Annotated in this window: 18 protein-coding genes and 1 pseudogene; 7 read left to right on the plus strand and 12 right to left on the minus strand. The window is 39.3% G+C overall.

Translation table 11 applies throughout. The annotated features are described in order from the left end of the window. Nucleotides 1-4: 4 nt before the first annotated feature. The 6 genes from HFE01_RS07430 to HFE01_RS07455 all read left to right on the plus strand — a co-directional run bounded on the left by HFE01_RS07430 (nucleotide 5) and on the right by HFE01_RS07455 (nucleotide 6939). Entirely contained in the window at nucleotides 5-1180 is a 1176-nt protein-coding gene (locus tag HFE01_RS07430) for a hypothetical protein (protein WP_167437977.1), read from the plus strand. A 28-nt stretch (nucleotides 1181-1208) separates the two neighbouring features. Continuing rightward, nucleotides 1209-3260, plus strand: coding sequence for a discoidin domain-containing protein (locus HFE01_RS07435; RefSeq protein WP_167437976.1), 2052 nt, complete (start codon nucleotides 1209-1211; stop codon nucleotides 3258-3260). A 33-nt stretch (nucleotides 3261-3293) separates the two neighbouring features. Further along, on the plus strand, nucleotides 3294-5111 hold the full coding sequence (locus HFE01_RS07440; RefSeq protein ID WP_167437975.1) for a DNRLRE domain-containing protein: 1818 nt from the start codon (nucleotides 3294-3296) through the stop codon (nucleotides 5109-5111). 92 nt (nucleotides 5112-5203) lie between these two features. Then, complete coding sequence (locus HFE01_RS07445) at nucleotides 5204-5617, plus strand: phage holin family protein (protein WP_167438158.1); 414 nt, start codon at nucleotides 5204-5206, stop codon at nucleotides 5615-5617. Between the two features lie 6 nt (nucleotides 5618-5623). After that, nucleotides 5624-6493: a peptidoglycan recognition protein family protein gene (locus tag HFE01_RS07450; RefSeq protein WP_167437974.1), complete on the plus strand. Its 870-nt coding sequence runs from the start codon at nucleotides 5624-5626 to the stop codon at nucleotides 6491-6493. A 32-nt stretch (nucleotides 6494-6525) separates the two neighbouring features. Further along, nucleotides 6526-6939 (plus strand): hypothetical protein, encoded by a 414-nt coding sequence (locus tag HFE01_RS07455; RefSeq protein WP_167437973.1) that lies wholly within the window; start codon nucleotides 6526-6528, stop codon nucleotides 6937-6939. 372 nt (nucleotides 6940-7311) lie between these two features. On the opposite strand, the gene HFE01_RS07460 is transcribed toward HFE01_RS07455, so the two are convergent. The 4 genes from HFE01_RS07460 to HFE01_RS07475 all read right to left on the minus strand — a co-directional run bounded on the left by HFE01_RS07460 (nucleotide 7312) and on the right by HFE01_RS07475 (nucleotide 10836). Next, nucleotides 7312-8727, minus strand: coding sequence for a helix-turn-helix transcriptional regulator (locus tag HFE01_RS07460; protein ID WP_167437972.1), 1416 nt, complete (start codon nucleotides 8725-8727; stop codon nucleotides 7312-7314). 348 nt (nucleotides 8728-9075) lie between these two features. Beyond that, on the minus strand, nucleotides 9076-9417 hold the full coding sequence (locus tag HFE01_RS07465; RefSeq protein ID WP_243208155.1) for a hypothetical protein: 342 nt from the start codon (nucleotides 9415-9417) through the stop codon (nucleotides 9076-9078). 18 nt (nucleotides 9418-9435) lie between these two features. Further along, complete coding sequence (locus HFE01_RS07470) at nucleotides 9436-9987, minus strand: hypothetical protein (protein ID WP_167437971.1); 552 nt, start codon at nucleotides 9985-9987, stop codon at nucleotides 9436-9438. Nucleotides 9988-10368: 381 nt separating this feature from the next. Further along, nucleotides 10369-10836, minus strand: coding sequence for a hypothetical protein (locus HFE01_RS07475; protein ID WP_243208156.1), 468 nt, complete (start codon nucleotides 10834-10836; stop codon nucleotides 10369-10371). A gap of 470 nt (nucleotides 10837-11306) precedes the next feature. On the opposite strand from HFE01_RS07475, the gene HFE01_RS07480 reads away from it, so the two are divergent. Next, entirely contained in the window at nucleotides 11307-11678 is a 372-nt protein-coding gene (locus tag HFE01_RS07480) for a helix-turn-helix domain-containing protein (protein WP_167437970.1), read from the plus strand. A gap of 16 nt (nucleotides 11679-11694) precedes the next feature. Here HFE01_RS07480 and HFE01_RS07485 read toward each other — a convergent pair whose 3' ends face one another. From HFE01_RS07485 to HFE01_RS07520, 8 genes and pseudogenes are all read right to left on the minus strand, one after another. Continuing rightward, entirely contained in the window at nucleotides 11695-12108 is a 414-nt protein-coding gene (locus tag HFE01_RS07485) for a hypothetical protein (RefSeq protein WP_167437969.1), read from the minus strand. Between the two features lie 727 nt (nucleotides 12109-12835). After that, a pseudogene (locus HFE01_RS07490) lies at nucleotides 12836-13417 on the minus strand (AAA family ATPase); the annotation flags it as partial. 114 nt (nucleotides 13418-13531) lie between these two features. Continuing rightward, on the minus strand, nucleotides 13532-14227 hold the full coding sequence (locus HFE01_RS07495) for a YdcF family protein (RefSeq protein ID WP_019687794.1): 696 nt from the start codon (nucleotides 14225-14227) through the stop codon (nucleotides 13532-13534). Then, nucleotides 14224-14781, minus strand: a complete 558-nt coding sequence (locus HFE01_RS07500; RefSeq protein WP_013371544.1) for a ribonuclease FAU-1 family protein — start codon at nucleotides 14779-14781, stop codon at nucleotides 14224-14226. Before HFE01_RS07500 ends, HFE01_RS07495 begins: the two co-directional genes overlap by 4 nt. Nucleotides 14782-14946: 165 nt before the next feature. Continuing rightward, a complete protein-coding gene (locus tag HFE01_RS07505; protein WP_019687795.1) occupies nucleotides 14947-17607 on the minus strand; it encodes a PBP1A family penicillin-binding protein in 2661 nt (886 codons plus the stop codon). 190 nt (nucleotides 17608-17797) lie between these two features. Next, nucleotides 17798-18040, minus strand: coding sequence for an RNA chaperone Hfq (gene hfq / locus HFE01_RS07510; RefSeq protein ID WP_013371546.1), 243 nt, complete (start codon nucleotides 18038-18040; stop codon nucleotides 17798-17800). A gap of 20 nt (nucleotides 18041-18060) precedes the next feature. Further along, the gene (gene miaA / locus HFE01_RS07515) at nucleotides 18061-19041 is read right to left on the minus strand and encodes a tRNA (adenosine(37)-N6)-dimethylallyltransferase MiaA (RefSeq protein WP_016822097.1); all 981 of its coding nucleotides are present in this window, start codon (nucleotides 19039-19041) and stop codon (nucleotides 18061-18063) included. Next, on the minus strand, nucleotides 19025-19876 hold the full coding sequence (locus tag HFE01_RS07520) for a class I SAM-dependent methyltransferase (RefSeq protein WP_019687796.1): 852 nt from the start codon (nucleotides 19874-19876) through the stop codon (nucleotides 19025-19027). Before HFE01_RS07520 ends, miaA begins: the two co-directional genes overlap by 17 nt. Nucleotides 19877-19886: the final 10 nt, after the last annotated feature.

Below are 19886 nucleotides of genomic sequence, written 5' to 3' on the forward strand. Positions count from 1 at the left end.
TTTTATGGGGCATCTTTCAAGCACCAATGCAGTACCAGCCATGACTTCAGCAGCAACGCCTTCAGGTGTGGCTAGTGCTAGTTCAACATACAATCCTAGCACAAATGATGCTTGGAGGGCATTTGATAGAACAGGTAGTTACTGGGCAACTAATAACACAATTGCAGGATGGATTAAGTATAAATTCTCCAGCCCGATTGTTGTACAAAATTACAATATAACATCACATTCTACAGAGTATCAGGGTTCTCCAAAAAACTGGACGTTTGAAGGTTCCAATGATGATACGAATTGGACTGTTCTTGACACACAATCTAACCAAACAGGTTGGACAGCAAGTCAAACGAAAAAGTATGTGACTGACAATAAACAGTCTTATCAGTGTTACAGACTTAACATAAATGGTATTAGCGGAAACCATGCTAGGATTACCATGACGGGTTGGGAGATGTACGAGTACATATATGATGATAAATTTCTATTATCTATTGATAATCAATATATTGCTTATGCACCTATGGTAATAAGTGATACAACTTTAATACCTAAAATGACAAGCAATAATACTCCTAGTGGTATAGTTGAAGCTAGTAGTACGTGGGGGACTAATTATCCATATAGAGTGTTTGATGGTGTTAGCGGTGGAAATGGAACATGGTTGACTTCATATGCCTCCCTGCCTGCATGGATAAGTTATGAATTTTCAAGTTTAACTGAAATCAAAAGCTATGCAATTAAGCCTGCCAGTGTGTCTCGCGCACCCAAGAAATGGACTATTGAGGGACATACAGGCAGTCAATGGGTGCTTCTAGATCAAAGAGAAAGTGTAACGGACTGGGTTAGCGGAACGAAGAAAATTTTCACTATCTCTAAATCGGGGAACTATAAAAAGTACAGACTAAATACAGAGCAGATAAATGGCGATATAAGCTATTTGGAAATTGATGAAATTGAAATGTATGGAGTTATTTCTTATTCAACAGTTAAATCTTTATCTTTAATTCAGGAAGATGATTTTATTAGACATGGGCTAGATAAATCTGCTCAAATTGATTTATCTGACACTGTAAAACACAAAGGATATGTAAGTAAGAACTCAACTATTGTAGGCTCTGGTAAAGTGTTTCGACATTCTGTGGACACAACTAAAACACTAATTAAGGGTGCGACCATTACATAAGGGTATAAAATCGAAAGGAGGTAAATAAGTGTACTTAAAAAATGTAATACCATCTATGACATCTAATACTGCTCCAAGTGGAGTAGTAAGTGCGACTTCTGTTGATAGTACATTCACTGACGCATGGATGGCGTTTGATGGGAATACAGATACTATTTGGAAAACTGGCAGAGGGATTAACAAAGCAGTAATTCAATACACTTTCGCCAAAGCTCAGAATATAAAAAAGTATACTATAGTAGCTGGTGGTGAAGATGGAACTTGCGCTCCAAAGAATTGGACGTTCGAAGGTTCGAATGACGGGGGAAATTGGACTGTATTAGATACTCAGACAGATCAAACCAATTGGGCAGGTGGAGTGTGGGGTACTACACAAAAAAGGGAATACAATTTTCAAAATGATAATTGGTATAGTAACTATAGGTTGAATATTACTCAAAACAACGGCATGTATTATTATTTATACATTTACGAAATTGAGATGTTGGCACCAGAATATGAAAAAAAGTATTTGATTTATAATAATAATAAATACAAGGTCTTTGATGGTAGTAATTTTGTTGACGCTAATATAGCAGGGCAAAAGCCAACAGAAGAAGAGTTTCTCAATTCAGGTATGAACGATATTTCAGGTATTCCTGAATCAGCTTGGCAACAACTTCAAGACGATGTTGAATTGTGCTATTACACAGATGATCCTTATAAGCTAGAAGCTCAATTCACTATTGAGACTACCCCATTTACTCTTGCTGAGGAATGGCAAGATAAAGAGATCAATATTATTGAATACACGGATAACCCACAACAGACTGAATCGTCCATCTCGCTAGAAACTGAACCTTTCATTCTTTATGACGAGCTTGGCGACAATGTAGATGTTCTCTATTACACCGATGAATTAACTAAGACAACAGCCTCTTTAGAGTATAATGCTAATTATTCCCCAGTAGACGATATCCATAACAACTTTGAAGTTGTCACTTGGACAGATGAATCAAATAATCCATTTAATCTCTCGCTGGGTGCTTTACCTGTCGGTCAGTTCATCAAACAATCTAACGACTTCACTCTACCCGGTTCCCTTCAGGCGATTACGATACTCAAGAGTGCTAGTGATAATGCAAAGTTTTTGCTGTCATTTGATTCTGGTTTGACATGGAAGGCGTATCGTTATGGTAAGTGGATAGAAGTAATTGTTGATGATTTGAACATAATTAAAAAGCAAGCAATGTCGTATAAAGAAATCTCAAAGCTAGTTGAAAGTGATTTTAAGAATCAGGGTGACAAAGTTAGATTTGGATATTACATAGAAGACAAACTCCAAGAGTCCCTAAACCCAACAAAAATTGATGCCACTCAACTGGCTATCAAAGCAAATGTTGACGACACCAAATTTCAGAATTTATCTTTTTATGTTCTCAATACTGAAGCTACTATCCAAATTTCGTTTAACAGCGGTAAGATTCTTGGACAAGTTAATGACGAAGATAAAGGTAAAGTACAGTATCGTGTATTACTGAACGATCTCCCCTACTTCCCGAATGATGGTTCATTTACTCGCCTTGCTCCATCTCCAGTTGATATCAATCTCAACATATCCGAACGAGATATGTTCTTTGATAAAGACAATAAATTACGTGTGGAATTTAAGGATTATTGGGGCAATACAGATTACTGGCAAACAACCTTTGCAGGAACATACACAGGGTTAATGTTTATGGATGAGTCTGGAGAGTATCTATCCGATACATTTGGAGGAATCCTAAAGTATTTGGATTTTGGTATGATCTTTGCAGGTCAAACTACATTGGATCAAAAAGTTGTAATCAAGAATCAACTTGGATACCCTATTGATAATTTGTTGCTTGAGGTAAATAAAGAGAAATTGCCTGAAGGTGTAACAATAGAATTATCACGTACTCAGTCTCCATTTTTAGCAACAGATTATATTACATATGGGCTTACCAAACCTTTAGAAACACAGGAATTCTATGTGAGGATTGTAGCGGATATAGAAGCCAAGCCAGTACCAAATGGTATATTCGAACTTAAGATTAACTCAAACAAAGTGGTAGTATAATCGCAATACAATGCGGTGTTAGGAAGTGACTATTTGGATACATATAATGATTTAGGCGGTGAAATATTTATAAAATCGCCCTCCAATCGTATGGAGGGTAAATTTGTACTCTATCGACAAGAAATAAATGAAGTAAATTCTGAAATGTTGGTTGCTTATCGTAGAGAAACAACTGTAGATACAACGATTACTATACGTGTTCAGAGATCAGCAGACGTTAGCAGTCAATTAGATATCAAATATAGAAGTAATGCTGAAATCAATTCAGTATTAGAATCAACCTCTGTCAACTATTTGTCTGGTACATTAGAGGTTAGACCTCATAATCGATTATTGGGCAAGTTTGAATTAATGGAAGCTCCTAGAGTCACCAAGGACTTAAAGCCAATCGAGGATGCTACAACACGTAGTCGTTTAGACTTGCAAACGGTCAACTATGGCGACACGCAATCCATGATGATCGGACAGTCGGACACAGAACAGTTCGAGTCATTTGTAAACTTTGGTGATTTGAAAGTTGTTGTACCAGATCTAAATAAACTCGAAGATGCAAAGTTACGATTATATTATAGTGGAAGTTTTACGGATGACACGGATATTAAAGTGTATCAGCCGAATACGCTTTGGCGTGAGTATGGTATTACATATGCCAATAAGCCTTATGGAACTGAGCTATTATTAGACTCTTACACCATCAATAGAACGAATAAGTACATTGAATTCGATGTGTTTGACTTGGTTAAACGTTGGCAGGATGAATCGCTAATCAATTATGGACTTATTATTAAATCGAAAAGTTCACACCCAACTTATTTTAATACAAGAGAATCGCTTAAGGCCCCTGTTCTTCAGCTTAAATATATTACGTCACAGAACTATAGTTTTGGACGAGGAGATCTAAATTCTACTCTATTCGTTTATGGTGCTGGTAGAAAAGAAGTAACAGGTAGTCTTACGATTAAAAGTAATTTTGGATTTAGTTATCTTCCTGCTTCTTTATATGTCCACAAGTACAAAGATTTTATGCAGCATGATACCGACTCAACATTAGCAATCTCCAGACCAGACATAAACAGTACATTAAAAGTTGTGTATCGCAAGAATAGCGACATACCTGCATCTATTAGTGTTGCTAACTTTGGAACATCTGCACCCGACTCATCAGTAATGATATCCAGACCTGATTTGGGAGCAAGGGTAACGGTAGATCCTAAGATGAGCCTTGAAAGTGAGCTAACAGTAGCAAACAGGCGAGAATCTACAATTGATAGCTTCATTACTGTATCACGACCAGAAACGATTGCAAGCTTAACTGTATCTAAGTATAAGCGTATAAATAGTGATGTTGAATCCACTGTAATGATTCAAGGCGTGAGATTTTCAGATATAGATAGCAGCTTAGTTGTAAACAAGCCTGATTTGAATAGTAGCGTTGTAATTAGAGCTGTTGGAGATAATGACTTAGATTCATTTGTTCAAGTACCTTTTTTTGATTATCGAGATGCCAATGTAATTGTTTCACGTCCAGACTTAGGATCATGGATTGAGGTTAAGAATTTCTACGATGTTGAGGGTTCTCTGTATGTAAAGAACCGCGAATATTTAGATGCAACAATCGATATTCGCCAGAAGAGTGATTTGGATTCCATAGTAGATATCAAAAATGTTTACAATGTTGAGTCTAAAGTAATGATTAGTAGACCAGACTTAGGCGGCTTCCTATATCCAAGATTAGCGAGTGAAATTGATTTAAATGCTGTTGCTCAGATTAGAAAAAGAGATGTAAGCGACTTAAGCAGCTTCATTATTGTTAAGGGGCGTTCATCTGGTGTGTATTGGTACATTTTATAAAAGAGACATTTTACGAAGACTCTTCTCAATGGAGAGTCTTTTATATTACAAGAATTGAGGAAAGATGTGTGTATGATAAATTATTGAGTTTAATGTTTGCCTTCTTGGGTAGCGCGTTTGGTTATTTTTTTGGTGGATGGAACGCTTGGCTGGAATTTTTGACGTTACTGATCTTGGCTGATTATGTTACTGGACTTATAGCAAGTATCGTTGAAGCTAAAAAAGGGCTTCCCAATGCTGGACTTAGCAGCAAAAGAGGATTTATAGGACTTGCAAAAAAAGCTTTTATGTTAATCATCATTGTTATTGCTCATAGAGCAGACATTGTTTTAGACATGTCAATATTTATGATGGGTACCATTTGGTTTTACATAAGCAATGAGCTGATTAGTATTACTGAAAATGCAGGACGAATCGGCTTCCTTGTTCCTCCTCAAATCAAACAAATCATTGCAGTATTGAAGAATAGACAATCGAAAAATAACGCTGACAATAAAGGAGAGTGATTTAAAGTGATTCAACAAGGCAACTTCTTACTTATGGAGCGAAATGAGTTCCGTGAATGGCTAAGCAAACAAGTCGTTACTCGCACTATTCAATTTTTACAAGTTCATCACACTGCTTCACCTAATTACTCCACAAGAAAAATGGTAAATGGAATTGCCCAACAAGATACATTTAAATGTTTAGAGGGAATGAGGAACTATCACCTATCCCAAGGTTGGGCTGCTACTGGACAGAATATTACGACTCTAGAAAACGGACAAATTGCAATTAGTCTTGATAGACCTCTAAATAGAATTCCTGCTGGGATTAGAGGTTTTAATAATAAATGTATCTGTGTCGAGAATGTGGGCAACTTTGATTCTGGTGGAGACAAAATCACAGATGAACAAAAGAAGACCATTATTCACCTCTACGCCTGTTTAGCTGAGAGATTTAACCTTCCTATTAATACAGATCATATTGTCTATCATAGTTGGTTTACTAGGACTGGTATACGCCTTAGTGATTTCACTCCCGGCAAATCAAGTAAGGCATGTCCGGGTACGAATTTCTGGGGAGATGGGAATACAGTAGCAACAGCTAAAAAGAACTTTCTACCTCAGATACAGGAAGAACTGAATAGATTGAAAGTTCAAAATAAAAATATTAGCAAGGGAGATCAACCTATGACAATCCAAGAACAAGCAGATTTTCAAGCATTGCAAGAACAAGTGAAACAATTGACCTCCAAGTTGTCTATGGATAAGATTCCAGATTGGGCAATGGAAGCATGTGTAGCAGCAAAGAATGCTGGTGCTGTAGATACAACTTCAGGCGGTAGCTATGATTTTTACCGTTTAATTACTGTGCTGTACCGCAAAGGCTTCTTTAAATAATACTTAAATATAATTAAAAAGGGTGAAATTTAATGAATGATATATATGTAATTGGTGGAACAGTGTTGTTTGTACTAATTGGTGTATTGGTTATTGCTTGGTTTAAAAAAAGAGGTGTTAATCTGAGTGATACGGATAGTATTCTTGGGAGTGTCGATGTAGGCAATTTGATTTTAGAGGTTCTTCCAATTGCTGAACAGCATAAAGGCAAAGCTAATTTTGTTTTAGATGTGGCAAGTGAAGTAATTGAATATGTACATAATTATTCCAATGATACTTTGACATTTGAACAAAAGGAAAAGGTAGTCGTTGAAACAGTTGATGGATTGTTGAATAGGCTGGAAGTTACACCAACCGATAAAGAATTGAAGTTAATCGAAATTCTAGTCCATAAAGGTATCCGATTATTGGATACATCAGTAGCAGCAACACCAGTAAAACAGTAAAATCAAAGGGGAACTCTCAAGATTAATGAGGGTTCCCCTTTTTTTATCACTAAACCTCTACAACGTGATTAAGTGTAATTAATTTAACACTAATCAAATAGTTAGCAATAAACCTAAATGTTCCAACTATATTGCTATGCTCCTCCATGTGTTGCAAAGACTTGAAATCCTCCATTATGACTGTCCAGATAAATAGGTACAGCTAAGGTAAACAAAAAACTACTCGCAACGATCAGCATTACCACTTTTTTCAACATTGTCTAACCACACCTATTCAATAAGTTTTATTAAGCTCCCCCATGTTGATCATAAAGCACGATATTCTGGTGTTGACCATCAGTCTGAACAGGTAACGTCACGATAAACAGAAAACTAGTTGCGACGATCAATAGCGCCATTTTTCTTAACATCAGCTATCCACACCCTTTCAATAAATTCTAAATATGCTGCCTTGGTTTCGGATACTGCATAAACTCGATAACGCTCAAACAACACCAAACATTTTATGAAATAAGTCTCATTGTTTAGTCTATGATAACTTACCAGTGAATACATCAAGTATTTAAAGCCATCGTCGTATGTACCTTGATGTAAATAATAATAAGCCAATTCGTATCCCAAACGTGCGAATTGTTCTGGAATCACATGTTGAGTATATACATCATTAAATTGAGGCAATTGCAAAAGTGAATTAACATCCGTTTCAAAACGCTGAAGTATATCATCTACGTCTATCTGGTATCGGTTTGCCGTCATCATAATGTTCAGCAGTTGGGTAACCCTATCTTGGTCAGTTGTATCTGACGATGCAGCAATATATTCTACATAATCATTTAAGACCTTCATATCCCCCGATAAAAGCTTGTTCACAATAACGTTAGCTTGCGCCCAATGCTGAAACAAGCTGATCCAGTGTTGGGTATCTTCGTCTGTCTCTTTAACCCAATCTAAATCAGCATAGGCGTATGTATATTGTAGAGCTTGGTTGTAATCGCCTTGGGCTTCGTAGACACCTGCACACAGCAGGTCAGCATAGGAAATGTATACAAACAAAGGGCGACTCAACTTCTTATACTCGTCACACTCTCGATTCTTATGTTGATGTTTTAACAAATATTGAGTTTTTGCTTTCTGCTTCATTTTTTTCGCCGTTTCATCAACCTTGTCCCATTTACGCAAAGATCTATACACGTTGGCTAAATCCTTCAATGCGTCAAGTTGATCTATTTCATCAAGGCGCTCAACAAAAGCCTCAAACACTGCTGCTGCCCTGATATTACGGCTTTGATCGTCTCCGATTTGAATCGTGAATATGCGATATTGACAGACCGCCAAACGTTCCGAATGTTGATATCTCTCCGCTTCAGCTACCCCCTCATAGAGTATCAATGCCGCTTCTAGTCGTCCCTGCGCCAACAACCCTTCTGCAATTTCAAATAGCTTGGGTGAATACAGTAGATTATCCATGATGGCTCCCACTACTCGACGGATCGAATCCAACTTGTCCAACTCTGCACAGCGAAACAAAAATGGCTCGATCCGTCTCATATTCGGGGGAGTGTCTATGATGTAGTTTTCTATAAACAAGTCGTAAAAGTGGCCTTCTGGTAAACCCATAGCTTCAGTAATTCGATCAAGCTGATTAATAGACATAGATTTATTACCTGTTACAATACTACTTATTATTCCCCTATTCATCCCTGCGATTTGTCCAAATTGCGATAATGTTAAGCCTTCTTGTTGTAGAAATTGTTCTAATTCTGCTCTAATCGTGGGTGTAATTTTCATCGATAAATCACCCTTTCAACGTAGACTAACAATACGATGCATAGTTAAATTTATTATGTAGTTGTGAATCAAGTAGTAAAATACTCTAATGATCTTGATTGTACCATCTTTTGGTACAAAATCATATACTTTTCATATTTTCATTTCATTATTCCTTTTGAAAGGCTCTATTTTATTATAAGTGCATTATTTATCGCATATTAAGGCAAAAGTTACTAAGAATGAACAATTATTTTTTTGTAACTTCATTAGTGTGAACAATATAAGTACAATAAAAAGGACGACCGAGGTCGTCCTATGTTCATTTGAAAAAAGTGTTCAACAATAACTCATTATGCTTTAGATTCACTATTCCGCATTTTCCTGTTTGATATAAGTAGCATCATACTGAATGATCGCTTTTGTTTTATCTGTAGTCTTTGAAGCATCGTAGACTACTTCATCTTTGCTGAAATCCCCAGCAGCCTGGATTGATTTAGTATCTTTTTCAAACATTCCATCCTTAGTTGATATCTTATCCGGATGATTAAATCCTTCTAATATGTCAGGGGGAACCGTCTCGTTAGTAACACTTTCTAATTTACTAGGAATATCACTATTCGCATAAACGTTATTTGTAATAACTCCAGTTAGTGCAATAGCACCTACCGCCAGAATAGTCAGTCCCCAAGTTTTTGGTTTAACTTTCACTGTGCCTCACATCCCTTTTTATTTCGTATATCCATTTCCTGAAATTGGGTATCCAGTGTGATTTCCAATGTATAAATATACCGGGTTGTCTGCTGTGCCTTTAGGAACATTATTAAATGTGATTGTTCTTTCATCACCACCGTTAATGTTACCATTTACCTGAATTACCTCGGACTTATTTTTATAGTCCTTAGTCATGAATTGATAATTAACTATAGCTGGTTCACTTCTAATCGATTCCTGAACTAAGGTAAGAGAAATCTTCCCGTATCTGTGAATTGGTAGAGGGCTTGAAGACCATATATGATCATCTACACCACGGAAGCTATAGCTCATATTTTGACCATCTGTAGACATCGGAGTAACTACAGAATTAGAATTATCTGTAATTGTTTGTGGTGTGGATGGTAAATAAGCATCGTTGCCTGTTGTGCCCAAGTTAATAACTTGTACTTCAGATGAGGCAGCAGAGGATGTGTTGTCAATCGAGGAACTGTCAGCAGAAGCTACGGAAGCTAAAGATAACACCAAAGAAGTCGACATTAAGAGAGTAGCAATTTGTCTTTTCATTAATAAGTACCTCCAATAGTATTATTTATAGAAACTTTTTTTGCGCTAGTTGTTGACAAAAAAAGTAACTAACGAAGATTTTAAGCTTATGAAAATAATATGTAGGGTTAAAATGGATTTTAATTGATTATATGTAACTAAAATCTCTCTTTTTAATTAAATATGGTTTTGATTTCATATTATTAGATAAAATTTCCTAACCAATATATTCAAATTATATGTATGAATTCTACAAAAGTCAAATTGATCATCCTTTTTTTTGCTATTGTGTAATGTAGGTGTGGAGAATAGTCATCCCCCTCTCTAATAAAATGATAATTTTATAAGAATTCATACAAACTGCCCTCCCAAGAAATCATTCTGTGGAAGGGCTTTTTTTAGCTATGCAAGCATCGAGACTTTTCTTATATTTGAATACTTACCTTGTTCAAGATAAACATCAAAAATGCGTTCAGGGTCACTTGTTTTAAAAGTGTTCATAGTCCATTGATGCACTGGCTCTTGAAATAACTGTTCAAGTGCCAAACGTTTGTCTTTATAGTAATCGTGAACAAATGAATGCTTATTACGATAACCATATTTGTCTATATCTTCGTTACGCATTTTTCTTAGTAGGGTTAATGGAAACTGTTCTTCTGGCATACGAATAGCAAATTCATTCATACGTTCAACAGTTCTAAGATAAAATTCCATTAGTTCAATTATGATAATAGCCGTTGGTTTAATTTCAAATTCAAGGTACAACTGTTCTAATGTAATATTACGATTGTATGATGGATCGCTCAGTTTGTATGTATTAGATACATTCATCTGTTGAGTTCGTTTGAATTTCTGCAATGCAATTGTCATCTCTCTATCTCCTTTTCGCATCTGCGAAGTATATATTTGGTTTGCATGTGGTACCCATGCGTCAAAGGTTATATATGGATATACGACGAAACACCTACGTGGTTTCAAATATTTGGGACTATAATGAAGATTAGATGAAGTATTGCGTAATTTCTCCTCTTTTTTTAAACGACTTTCAGTATCAAAGTCATCCTAAATTTAAATTGTAGAACGCTTTTTTGATGTATTGCGGAATTTGTAGAGGTGAATTCTGAATTTGGTTTAAGCCTCCTTTGACTGATTAAATCTTTTGTATTCTCTCAGATTGAAAGTACAAAGTTTTGTATCTCGTGTTTAGCATACGACCAATTTATTGTATTGTCAACATAATAAAATACAAAACTTTGTATGTAAATCGTATACAAATATCAGAATATCGTTATAATAATATTGTACATATTGAGATGAATGGTTATTGGGGAGAGAAATACATGTTAGAATCGATCGGAAGTAGGACTAGATTTCTTAGAATTAGAAAAGGGCTCACTGTCGAAATGTTAATTGAGGATCTAAAGATTCCAATGTATGATGAAAAAAACAATCATATTGGATTTAAAAAAGTAACAAAAGGTACAATTGGAAACCTTGAAAACGATCGAAACAAGCCTAATGTAGATTTAATTATAGCTCTCTCAAATTATTTTGAAGTTTCAACTGATTGGATTTTAAAAGGAAAAGAATACGAAGGTGTTAAAATGAGAAGTCAAAGCGAAGAAGAATTACAACTTTTCTATGACACAACTAAAGAGGAAGTTATACAGGAACTTGAGCAAACTATAAATAAACTGAAGTATGGAAAATAAAAGACCCATCAGGGTCTTATTGATGTTGCTCTAAAAAAGTATTTATACTCAAAGCAACCAATGGATCTGGTGGGGTAATATGTACGCATCCATGTTTCATCAGTTCAAGTTGTATTTCTGCTCCTAACATATCATCTTTAATGAAACCAGCGTCTGCTGCTGTAAACCAAATTGGCGCACCTTTAGCAAAATTCTTTAATGCTTGTCTGTTGGCGTGTGCATTGAAGTTCACAGTAAATATTCTTTCTTCTTTTTCGTTGTCATATTTGACTGTTACAGTAATAATAATGAATTGTTCTTCATGATACGTCATTAAACCATAGTGTGTTTCGTATGGAACGGCACTATGAGCGCATTTCATTTCTTCTACACCAGATACTAAAATGAACGGTAAATCCCCTGTGCTAAATACTCCTATCCTTCTTGCCACATAAATACCTCCTATCAAGTAATGGGAAAATTATACCATGAATATAGTTCTATGTAACTATATCAATTATCACAAAAAGAGAATTGCTAAATAACAGACAATCCTCTTTTTAAAAATCTATTTTTTTGTTTTCGGTATCGTTAATTAAAAATAAATATTACATGCTCTTCACATAATGAGATTTACTCTCTTAAGTAGACATGTATCTATTTGTCTTTTTTTCTTAGTGTCTATCGTTTATTTTAAGCCTCCAAATGCTTAATTATAGGATAATGCTTCCCCATAATGAACTATGCGTAATTTAGCCGCTCTCAGCGCTTGCAGATACACTGTTGTACCGTCCCCTATCGTAACGTATGACCTTCTCTAAGTACTTGTCTTATATATGGAGGACTATACTTATATTTAGCATAGATTTGATTTAGTGTTAGTCCTTGATTGTAGTGTAAGTCATATAGTAATGGATAGTCTTTGGCTCGCTTGATTTGTGCTCTCTCTTTATGGCTTATCAATTTTATTCCTTTGGCTTTAAAAAGAGATTTGATCGTCCACCAGTCTATTCCAGCCTTTTCGGCAATTTGTTCAAAACTTAATAGATCAACTTGATATAGCTTCAGTAGCTCATCTAGCTGACTTTCGTATTCTTCCCATTTATTCTTTCTGTCTTCACCTCCCCATTTCGGTTTATCTAAATCTATTGATTCATATGCATAGATTACTAGACTTTCGTTTTTACCAGGGTATCAATCGCTTCTTTTCCGAAATCCTTTTCCCCTCCGCGTGCTAAACTGTAAGCCTCATCAATGAACAACACGCCGCCAAGAGATTTCTTTACCAGGTCCCGCGTTTTTTGTGCGGTGTGGCCGATATACTCACCTACCAGATCAGCTCTCTCCACCTCAATCAGATGGCCCTTGCTCAGTACCCCCATTTTTTGCAACATTTTAGCGATAATGCGGGCTACTGTCGTTTTCCCCGTACCTGGATTTCCTTTAAAAATCATGTGATATACGTGTGCGTTGCTCAACAGACCCGCATCAGTGCGCATATGAGCAATTTGCAAAAAGGCATATACCTCAAATACCAGTTCTTTGATGTTATCCAAGCCGACGAGATGATCGAGTTCTTTCTGAATTTCCTGATAAAGACTGAGATACTGCGGTAGCGCCTGCGACTTGGTCGAAGCCACTGCTTCCGTCTCGTCCACAGTCACCGAAGCGATCGGCTCCGGGCTACGCAGCACGACATTGATTTGTCTGGAAGGTCTCTCCTCCGACCGCTTGCCCGCGGCGATTCCCCGTCCGTTCATGCATCCATCACCTCAACATTTCTTCAGGCACAGCTTACCCTATTAATGTATTCGGTCCAGCATGTCCTTATTAGCATAAAAGCAACGAGAACGCGTACAAAGCCTTCCCTCAATTCAGGCAATCCAAATTTGAGCACTGATCCACCACCGTTGTAGCGTCCATTTAGCGTAAGCCAATACTTCTCTTGATTGGTGAATTGGCATATTCAGCACTTTGGATTCGGTCAGAGCCAGCTGGGGATGATCGAAATTCAAAAATTGAGCAATCTCCAACGCGCGAGGACCGTGATAGCTATGTGTGATGATTACGGTGGAGTTCCAGCCATATTCCTTCATGATACGCTGGCTGTAGAGCAAATTTTCGTAAGTACTGGTTGCCTGGTTTTCTAACACAATATGCTGTACAGGGACTCCTCTATCTACCAAGTAGCGTTGCATCCCCTCGGCCTCCGTATACGGAAAATCAGGTTGATCCAGTCCTCCACTTACAATTAGTCGCTGCACCATCCCGTTACGATATAACCGCAAGGCTTCTTCTAATCTTTCTTTTAAACCAGGACTGGGCTCAGCTCCCCACATAGAGGCACCTAGTACGATACCAATTTGTGCATGCTGAAGCGGAGTGGTAGAGGCAGCTGTATTCATATTCCATACTCGGATACCTGCCCATACCAATCCGACCAAAATGAAAATCATCAAACCAAGTATGAGACGCTTCGATACCATAAATATTTTCCCATTGCGACTTTGCCTGTTTTTTGGCTCATGGCGTTGGGTCCCAGTACTTTTAATCCACTGCAAAAATTTCACCGTTCTCTCTTGAAATCACCGTTATGAAACCATTCTGCCCGGTGTTTCAGCGACATTTTAAAATAGGGGAACATGTGAGCATCGATCTGATGTAACAGGTCAGCCGCTGTTCGGTTAGCCAATTCTGCTTCTTGCGTAGAAATATGCCCCCGTTGTAGCGCCTCCTCCAGTTCATCCTCATCCACCAGAAAGATTTCACCGTTTTTAAGCACGACCACATCCAAATACAAATCATCAAACCAAGGAACTCCTTGATCGGTTACTCCTTGATTTCGGCAGGTATCAATGTACCATTCGACGATTTGCTCTCGATTGTCAAACATAGCAGTCACCACATAATGCTTACCTTTTGGATAATATTGCAACCAGGAATAACCTTTATCGGCTATGCAAAACGTATGACCACCATAACTTTTCCATAATGGCTCCTTGAGACTCAAAATAGTATACAGGGTCACATATCCTGTAAACGCATCACTTTCTACATACCGGCAAGCAAACTTGCGATTGGTGATTCTTCGCCAGTTGGCCCGGTCTCCGAATTTGCGCTTCATAAATGATGTTCCTCTCCAACATTGGTAAAACCAGCTTACCATATTTAAACTATACACTCAAAAATAACCCCTGTATTACAGCAAAAAAGGTATTTCCAGACTGTCAAAACAGTCCGAAAATACCTTTGATTTAAAGCCAATATCATCTTATTTAAAACATATTTGCTAATCCCGGTTGTGACGTCCCCGATTGGAGTTGGAATGACCGTTGGATTTGCCTTCCTGACTTCCATCCATTATAGCACCTGTGGTAGATGCATCTGTATTTTCTGGATTGGTCATAGTATTTTCATCAGTTATACCTGAATCCGGTGTAGTCGTCTGACCATTCCCCTGATTTGTATCGTTTCCGTTACCAAAATTGTCATTACTGTTTCCTGTGCCTCCAGTACCATTTCCATTGTTACCTCCAGGAGACGTTGGAGCTTGTTCAGAACCAGTACCGTTATCGGTTCCTCCAGGAAGTGTATTCCCCTGGTCCGTGCCATTCTGACCGTCTATATTCTCGCCATTATCCGGTACGGTTCCATCCTGATTAGGATCGTTTCCTGGCTGCTGATCTATCGGAGTAGTTTCTGCTGGAATTTCTACGCTAATCGTGTTGGAAGCTGCGGATTCTTTACCATCCGCTCCATAAGCTACGACATAGTATTGATACGTCTTTCCAGCTACAGGAGACGTATCTTCACCACTCGTGCCTCTCATCGCCTCCATAATCGTCCGGAAACTTCCTTCGGAAGATTCTTTACGATACACACGGTATTGCACATTATCTCCCTCAGCCGCATTCCAAGACAACGATACAATTTGGGTATCCTGACTATACGACCCGCTCAGTCCGCTTGGAGCGGTGGCCTGAACTGGCTCTTCTGGCTTCTCCTCAACGGGTGGTTCATATCCCTTCGGCTCGCTAAATTGCGTCACTGGGTGTCCCTTGAGTGCTTCACCCATAACCCTTCCGAAGAAGGCCGCTGACTGGCCGCTGTAGTTTCTCAACATATGCCTGCTATCTGGCTTGTCATACCCCATCCATACCGCTCCGGTATATTCCGGCGTATAACCGACAAACCAAATGTCCCGGTTACCACTGTTACCACTGATTCCACTTTGGGTCGTACCCGTTTTACCAGCTACAGGCCAGTCGATACGTGCTTTGCGACCTGTACCGCTATTGACCACATTTTGCATCATTTTTGTCATTTCATAAGCCGTTTTCTCACTCATAACAGATTTGGATTCCTCATTATGAGTATAAACCACTTGATCATCACTATTGTTAATTTGCTTAATGGAGTAAGCTTTTTGGAATTGTCCTTTATTGGCAAAAGCGCTGTAAGCCTGCGCCATTTCAAGGGTATTTGTTCCTTTGCTTAATCCTCCCAATGCGATAGCAAGCGAGTGATCATTTTTGTCCATCGGTATGCCTACGCTCTCGGCGAATTGAACCCCTTTTTCCACACCGATTTGGTTCAACAACCATACAGGTGGTATATTTTCAGACTTCGTAATGGCATCCATCATGCTGATGGTGGAAGAGTAACCATGCAAGTTTTTCGGACTGTATCCGTTAAAACTTTGCCGTTCGTTACTCAAAGGAGTATCTATCGTAAATTTACCGGATTCAAGAGCTGGCGCATAGGCTACAATCGGCTTAAAGGCCGACCCTGGCTGTCTGCGGCTCTGCGTCGCACGATTAAAGGTTCCCTTTTTGTAATCCCGTCCGGGTGCCATCGCGGCAATACCACCTGTCTGGTTATTGATAATAACCATTGAGGCTTGGACAGGCTGATCGTCGGGACTTTTTTCGAACATATCATCATCCGCCATCGCTTGATCCAGCGCATTTTGAGCCTGAGCATCCATTGTCGTATGAATTTTATAACCGCCAATAATCAGATCATTACCGCTGACTCCTGGCAAGGCATCCTCTGCCTCATCCATGACATATTCCATAAAATTTTGATACTTTTGTACTTTTTCCGGTTGTTTGTAATCGTAATTTATAGCTTTGGCTTCTTCCATTTCCTGCTTTCCAATCATTCCCTGCTCAAACATCAGCTGGAGAACCACAGCACGCCGGGCCTTTGAGTTTTCAGGGTTACTGATCGGGTTATACTTGGATGGCCCTTTCGGAATAGCCGCCAGTGTAGCGACTTGCCACAACTTTAATTCGTTTAGGTTTGACACTCCAAAATAGCCTTCCGACGCTGCCTTTATTCCAGAATATGAGCGTCCAAACCAAATCCGATTCAGATATAGCGTAATAATTTCATCTTTAGTCAAATTCCGCTCCAGCGCCATTGCGATGGATACCTCTGTCGCTTTACGGAAAAAGGTTTTGTCACGTGTCAAAAACAAGTTTTTGGCCAACTGCTGAGTCAGCGTACTACCGCCCTCCACCGCAGAACGAGCAACGATATCCTTCACTGCCGCCCGACCGATAGACCAAATATCAACTCCTTGATGCTCCATAAAACGCTTATCCTCGGTTGCAATAAAAGCTTTTTTGAGCAACGGTGGAATTTCTTCACTTTTCACAGGATCACTTTTTTGCACAGACAGCTCACCCATAAGCACACCGTTGCGGTCATAAACCTTTGATGTCTCGTTCACAGTAATTTTGTCCTTGTTGGCTTTGTAGATTTTTTCGCCATTAACCATGACAAATAAATAACCACCAAGTGCACAAAATATGGCTAATGCTGCTGTAATAAACAGCGTCCACCCAACTCGCTTACCTGTTATTTTCTTTTTCTTGCCCTTCGGCTTCTCTTTAGATGTGTTTCTATTGCGATTGCCGGATCTGGACAATGAATCGTTTGGCATTCCCCTGACTCCCTTTCGCGAATAATCATAATGTCGCCGAGCGTAAGCTTAAAGCTAGCTGTCGGCAGCATGAAAGTAAACGGAATGAAAAGAACAACCCTGATCAGGTTGCTCCCGGTCACATTCCTATACAGTTAGACGAGACGGACGCCTGAAAAGTTTCATCACCCGGGCGGCCGTCCTGCCGTAATCAGTTATCGCTGGCGTTATCTTGTTGTACAAGCGATACGTTGCGTTGCGGTGTAAAGGTGGAGATGGCATGCTTGTAGATCAGCTGTTGCTTTCCATCCGAATCAATAACGATTGTAAAATTGTCAAATGCTTTAATCGTTCCTCGCACCTGAAATCCATTGATGAGGTATACCGTCACAGGTATAGAATCCTTGCGCAATTGGTTCAGAAACGTATCTTGGATATTAATAGACTTGTTCATTTTAGCCGTACCCCCAATAATCATTTGGATTGTTTTGAAGTATATTCAAGGTCTGTCCGGAACTTTCCTGCTATAATTTCGTGTATTCGGGCTGCATGAGCAGAAAAATTTTCGAAATCAGTGACATCTACCCACTGGATATCCTTCATATGGCGAAACCACGAGAGCTGTCGCTTCGCAAAATGACGCGTATCCCGTTTTAGCCAAGTCACCGCCTCCTCCAAAGACACCTCTCCCCGCAGGTAGGAGGATATCTCTTTATAGCCTAGACCTTGCATGGAGATGGCATCGCTTCGCACTCCCCGTTCCATTAAGGAGGTTACCTCAGCAACAAGCCCTTGATCGAGCATCCCGTCAATTCGGTCTTCAATACGTTTATATAGCATTTGCCTATCCATTGTCAAACCTACGATGCAGAGTTGATAGGGAGATTCCTTTTTTTGACTGGCAAGTTGAGAGCTAAGTGTTGTTCCGCTAACATGGTAAATTTCCAGCGCTCTCACGACTCGACGACGATCATTTGGGTGCAGACGAAGTGCGCTTTCGGGATCAACTGCCTGTAGTCGCGCATGAAGCGCGTCGGCTCCATACTGATCGGCATAGTCAAGCTGTTCCTGACGAAAAGCTTCATCTGCCCCTACCTCAGAAAACTGGTATTCATAGCAAACCGATTCTACATACAAACCCGTTCCGCCTACGATGAAAGGTAGCTTTCCTCTAGATTGAATATCAGGTATGAGACGACGACAGTCTTCCTGAAATTGGGCTACTGAATATGGGTATTCAGGCTCATGAATATCGATTAAATGGTGCTTGATTCCTTTCATTTCCTGTTCGGAAATTTTGGCAGTTCCAATGTCCATATGACGGTATACCTGCATGGAATCCCCGGAAATAATTTCCGCGTCAAATTGTCGAGCCATTTCGATGCTTAGTTTCGTCTTGCCAACCGCAGTCGGGCCAACAAGAACAAGTAGTTTAGGCTTAGATGCCACTGTCAATATCAATCACTCCGTACACTGTTTTCGTTGTGCCCCGTTGCTCCACACGGAAGCCGAGGCGGGCAAACTCTCCGCTACCCCTTTTTTCTTTCAATACAATTGTTTTTCGTGCAACCCTTTTCGCATGAGCAATACTTTCTTCATTCAATGCATCTGGATTGGCCAATCCTCTCAGTGGACCGATTGCACTGGAATCAAGCAACGGATCACGGAACATCGGGTCAAAATAAATAATATCTACACTGCGGTTCGGCAAGCTACGCAAATAGTCCAGATGATGACCAAAACGAACGTCAATGTCGGAAAAGGCTCTATCTACTGCAGCATTACCGGAACGGTAATGTCTCATCCCATCCTTGATTAATGCATAGACAGGGAAGGAACTCTCCACAGCTGTGACTTGTCCAGAACTTCCCGTTCCAATGGAAAATAAAAGTGAATCCGTACCTAGCCCGGCCGTGCAATCCAGCACGGTATCACCCGGGGTAAGTCGGGCAGCCGTCAACATCGGATCAGCCTCGCCCTTTAATACCCTTTTGGCTCGAATGAATCCCATGCTTGGATGAAAAACCATCGGTGGTTGTTCCGGACTAATCAGCCTCACCCCGCCCTGCACCAGCACCAGAGCCTGACGGACTCTGTGAGCAGCGATTAGCTTAGCTACGGATATGCCACGACGTGGGGCGTACAGCACCCCAAGCTCGGCTGCAAGCAGCTTCGCGCGCTCCACAACCTCGTCCGAGGGAGAATCTCCTGTCGTGACCAGTAATTCAGCTTGTTTCTCACGAAGCATCATCTGCTTTTCTTCTTCACGTTTTTCCCAATCCTGCAACATATTTATACTC

The sequence above is a fragment of the Paenibacillus sp. EKM10P genome, assembly GCF_011800655.1.
In the GTDB taxonomy this organism is placed as follows: Bacteria; Bacillota; Bacilli; order Paenibacillales; family Paenibacillaceae; genus Paenibacillus; species Paenibacillus polymyxa.

Excerpts from the sequence above, each read along its gene's own strand:
- HFE01_RS07460 (WP_167437972.1), bottom strand. The coding sequence starts at position 8,727 with ATGAAAATTACACCCACGATTAGAGCAGAATTAGAACAATTTCTACAA.
- HFE01_RS07430 (WP_167437977.1), top strand. The coding sequence starts at position 5 with ATGGGGCATCTTTCAAGCACCAATGCAGTACCAGCCATGACTTCAGCA.
- HFE01_RS07470 (WP_167437971.1), bottom strand. The coding sequence starts at position 9,987 with ATGAAAAGACAAATTGCTACTCTCTTAATGTCGACTTCTTTGGTGTTA.
- HFE01_RS07480 (WP_167437970.1), top strand. The coding sequence starts at position 11,307 with ATGTTAGAATCGATCGGAAGTAGGACTAGATTTCTTAGAATTAGAAAA.
- HFE01_RS07505 (WP_019687795.1), bottom strand. The coding sequence starts at position 17,607 with ATGCCAAACGATTCATTGTCCAGATCCGGCAATCGCAATAGAAACACA.
- HFE01_RS07455 (WP_167437973.1), top strand. The coding sequence starts at position 6,526 with ATGAATGATATATATGTAATTGGTGGAACAGTGTTGTTTGTACTAATT.
- HFE01_RS07445 (WP_167438158.1), top strand. The coding sequence starts at position 5,204 with ATGTTTGCCTTCTTGGGTAGCGCGTTTGGTTATTTTTTTGGTGGATGG.
- HFE01_RS07520 (WP_019687796.1), bottom strand. The coding sequence starts at position 19,876 with ATGTTGCAGGATTGGGAAAAACGTGAAGAAGAAAAGCAGATGATGCTT.
- hfq (WP_013371546.1), bottom strand. The coding sequence starts at position 18,040 with ATGAACAAGTCTATTAATATCCAAGATACGTTTCTGAACCAATTGCGC.
- HFE01_RS07500 (WP_013371544.1), bottom strand. The coding sequence starts at position 14,781 with ATGAAGCGCAAATTCGGAGACCGGGCCAACTGGCGAAGAATCACCAAT.
- HFE01_RS07475 (WP_243208156.1), bottom strand. The coding sequence starts at position 10,836 with ATGACAATTGCATTGCAGAAATTCAAACGAACTCAACAGATGAATGTA.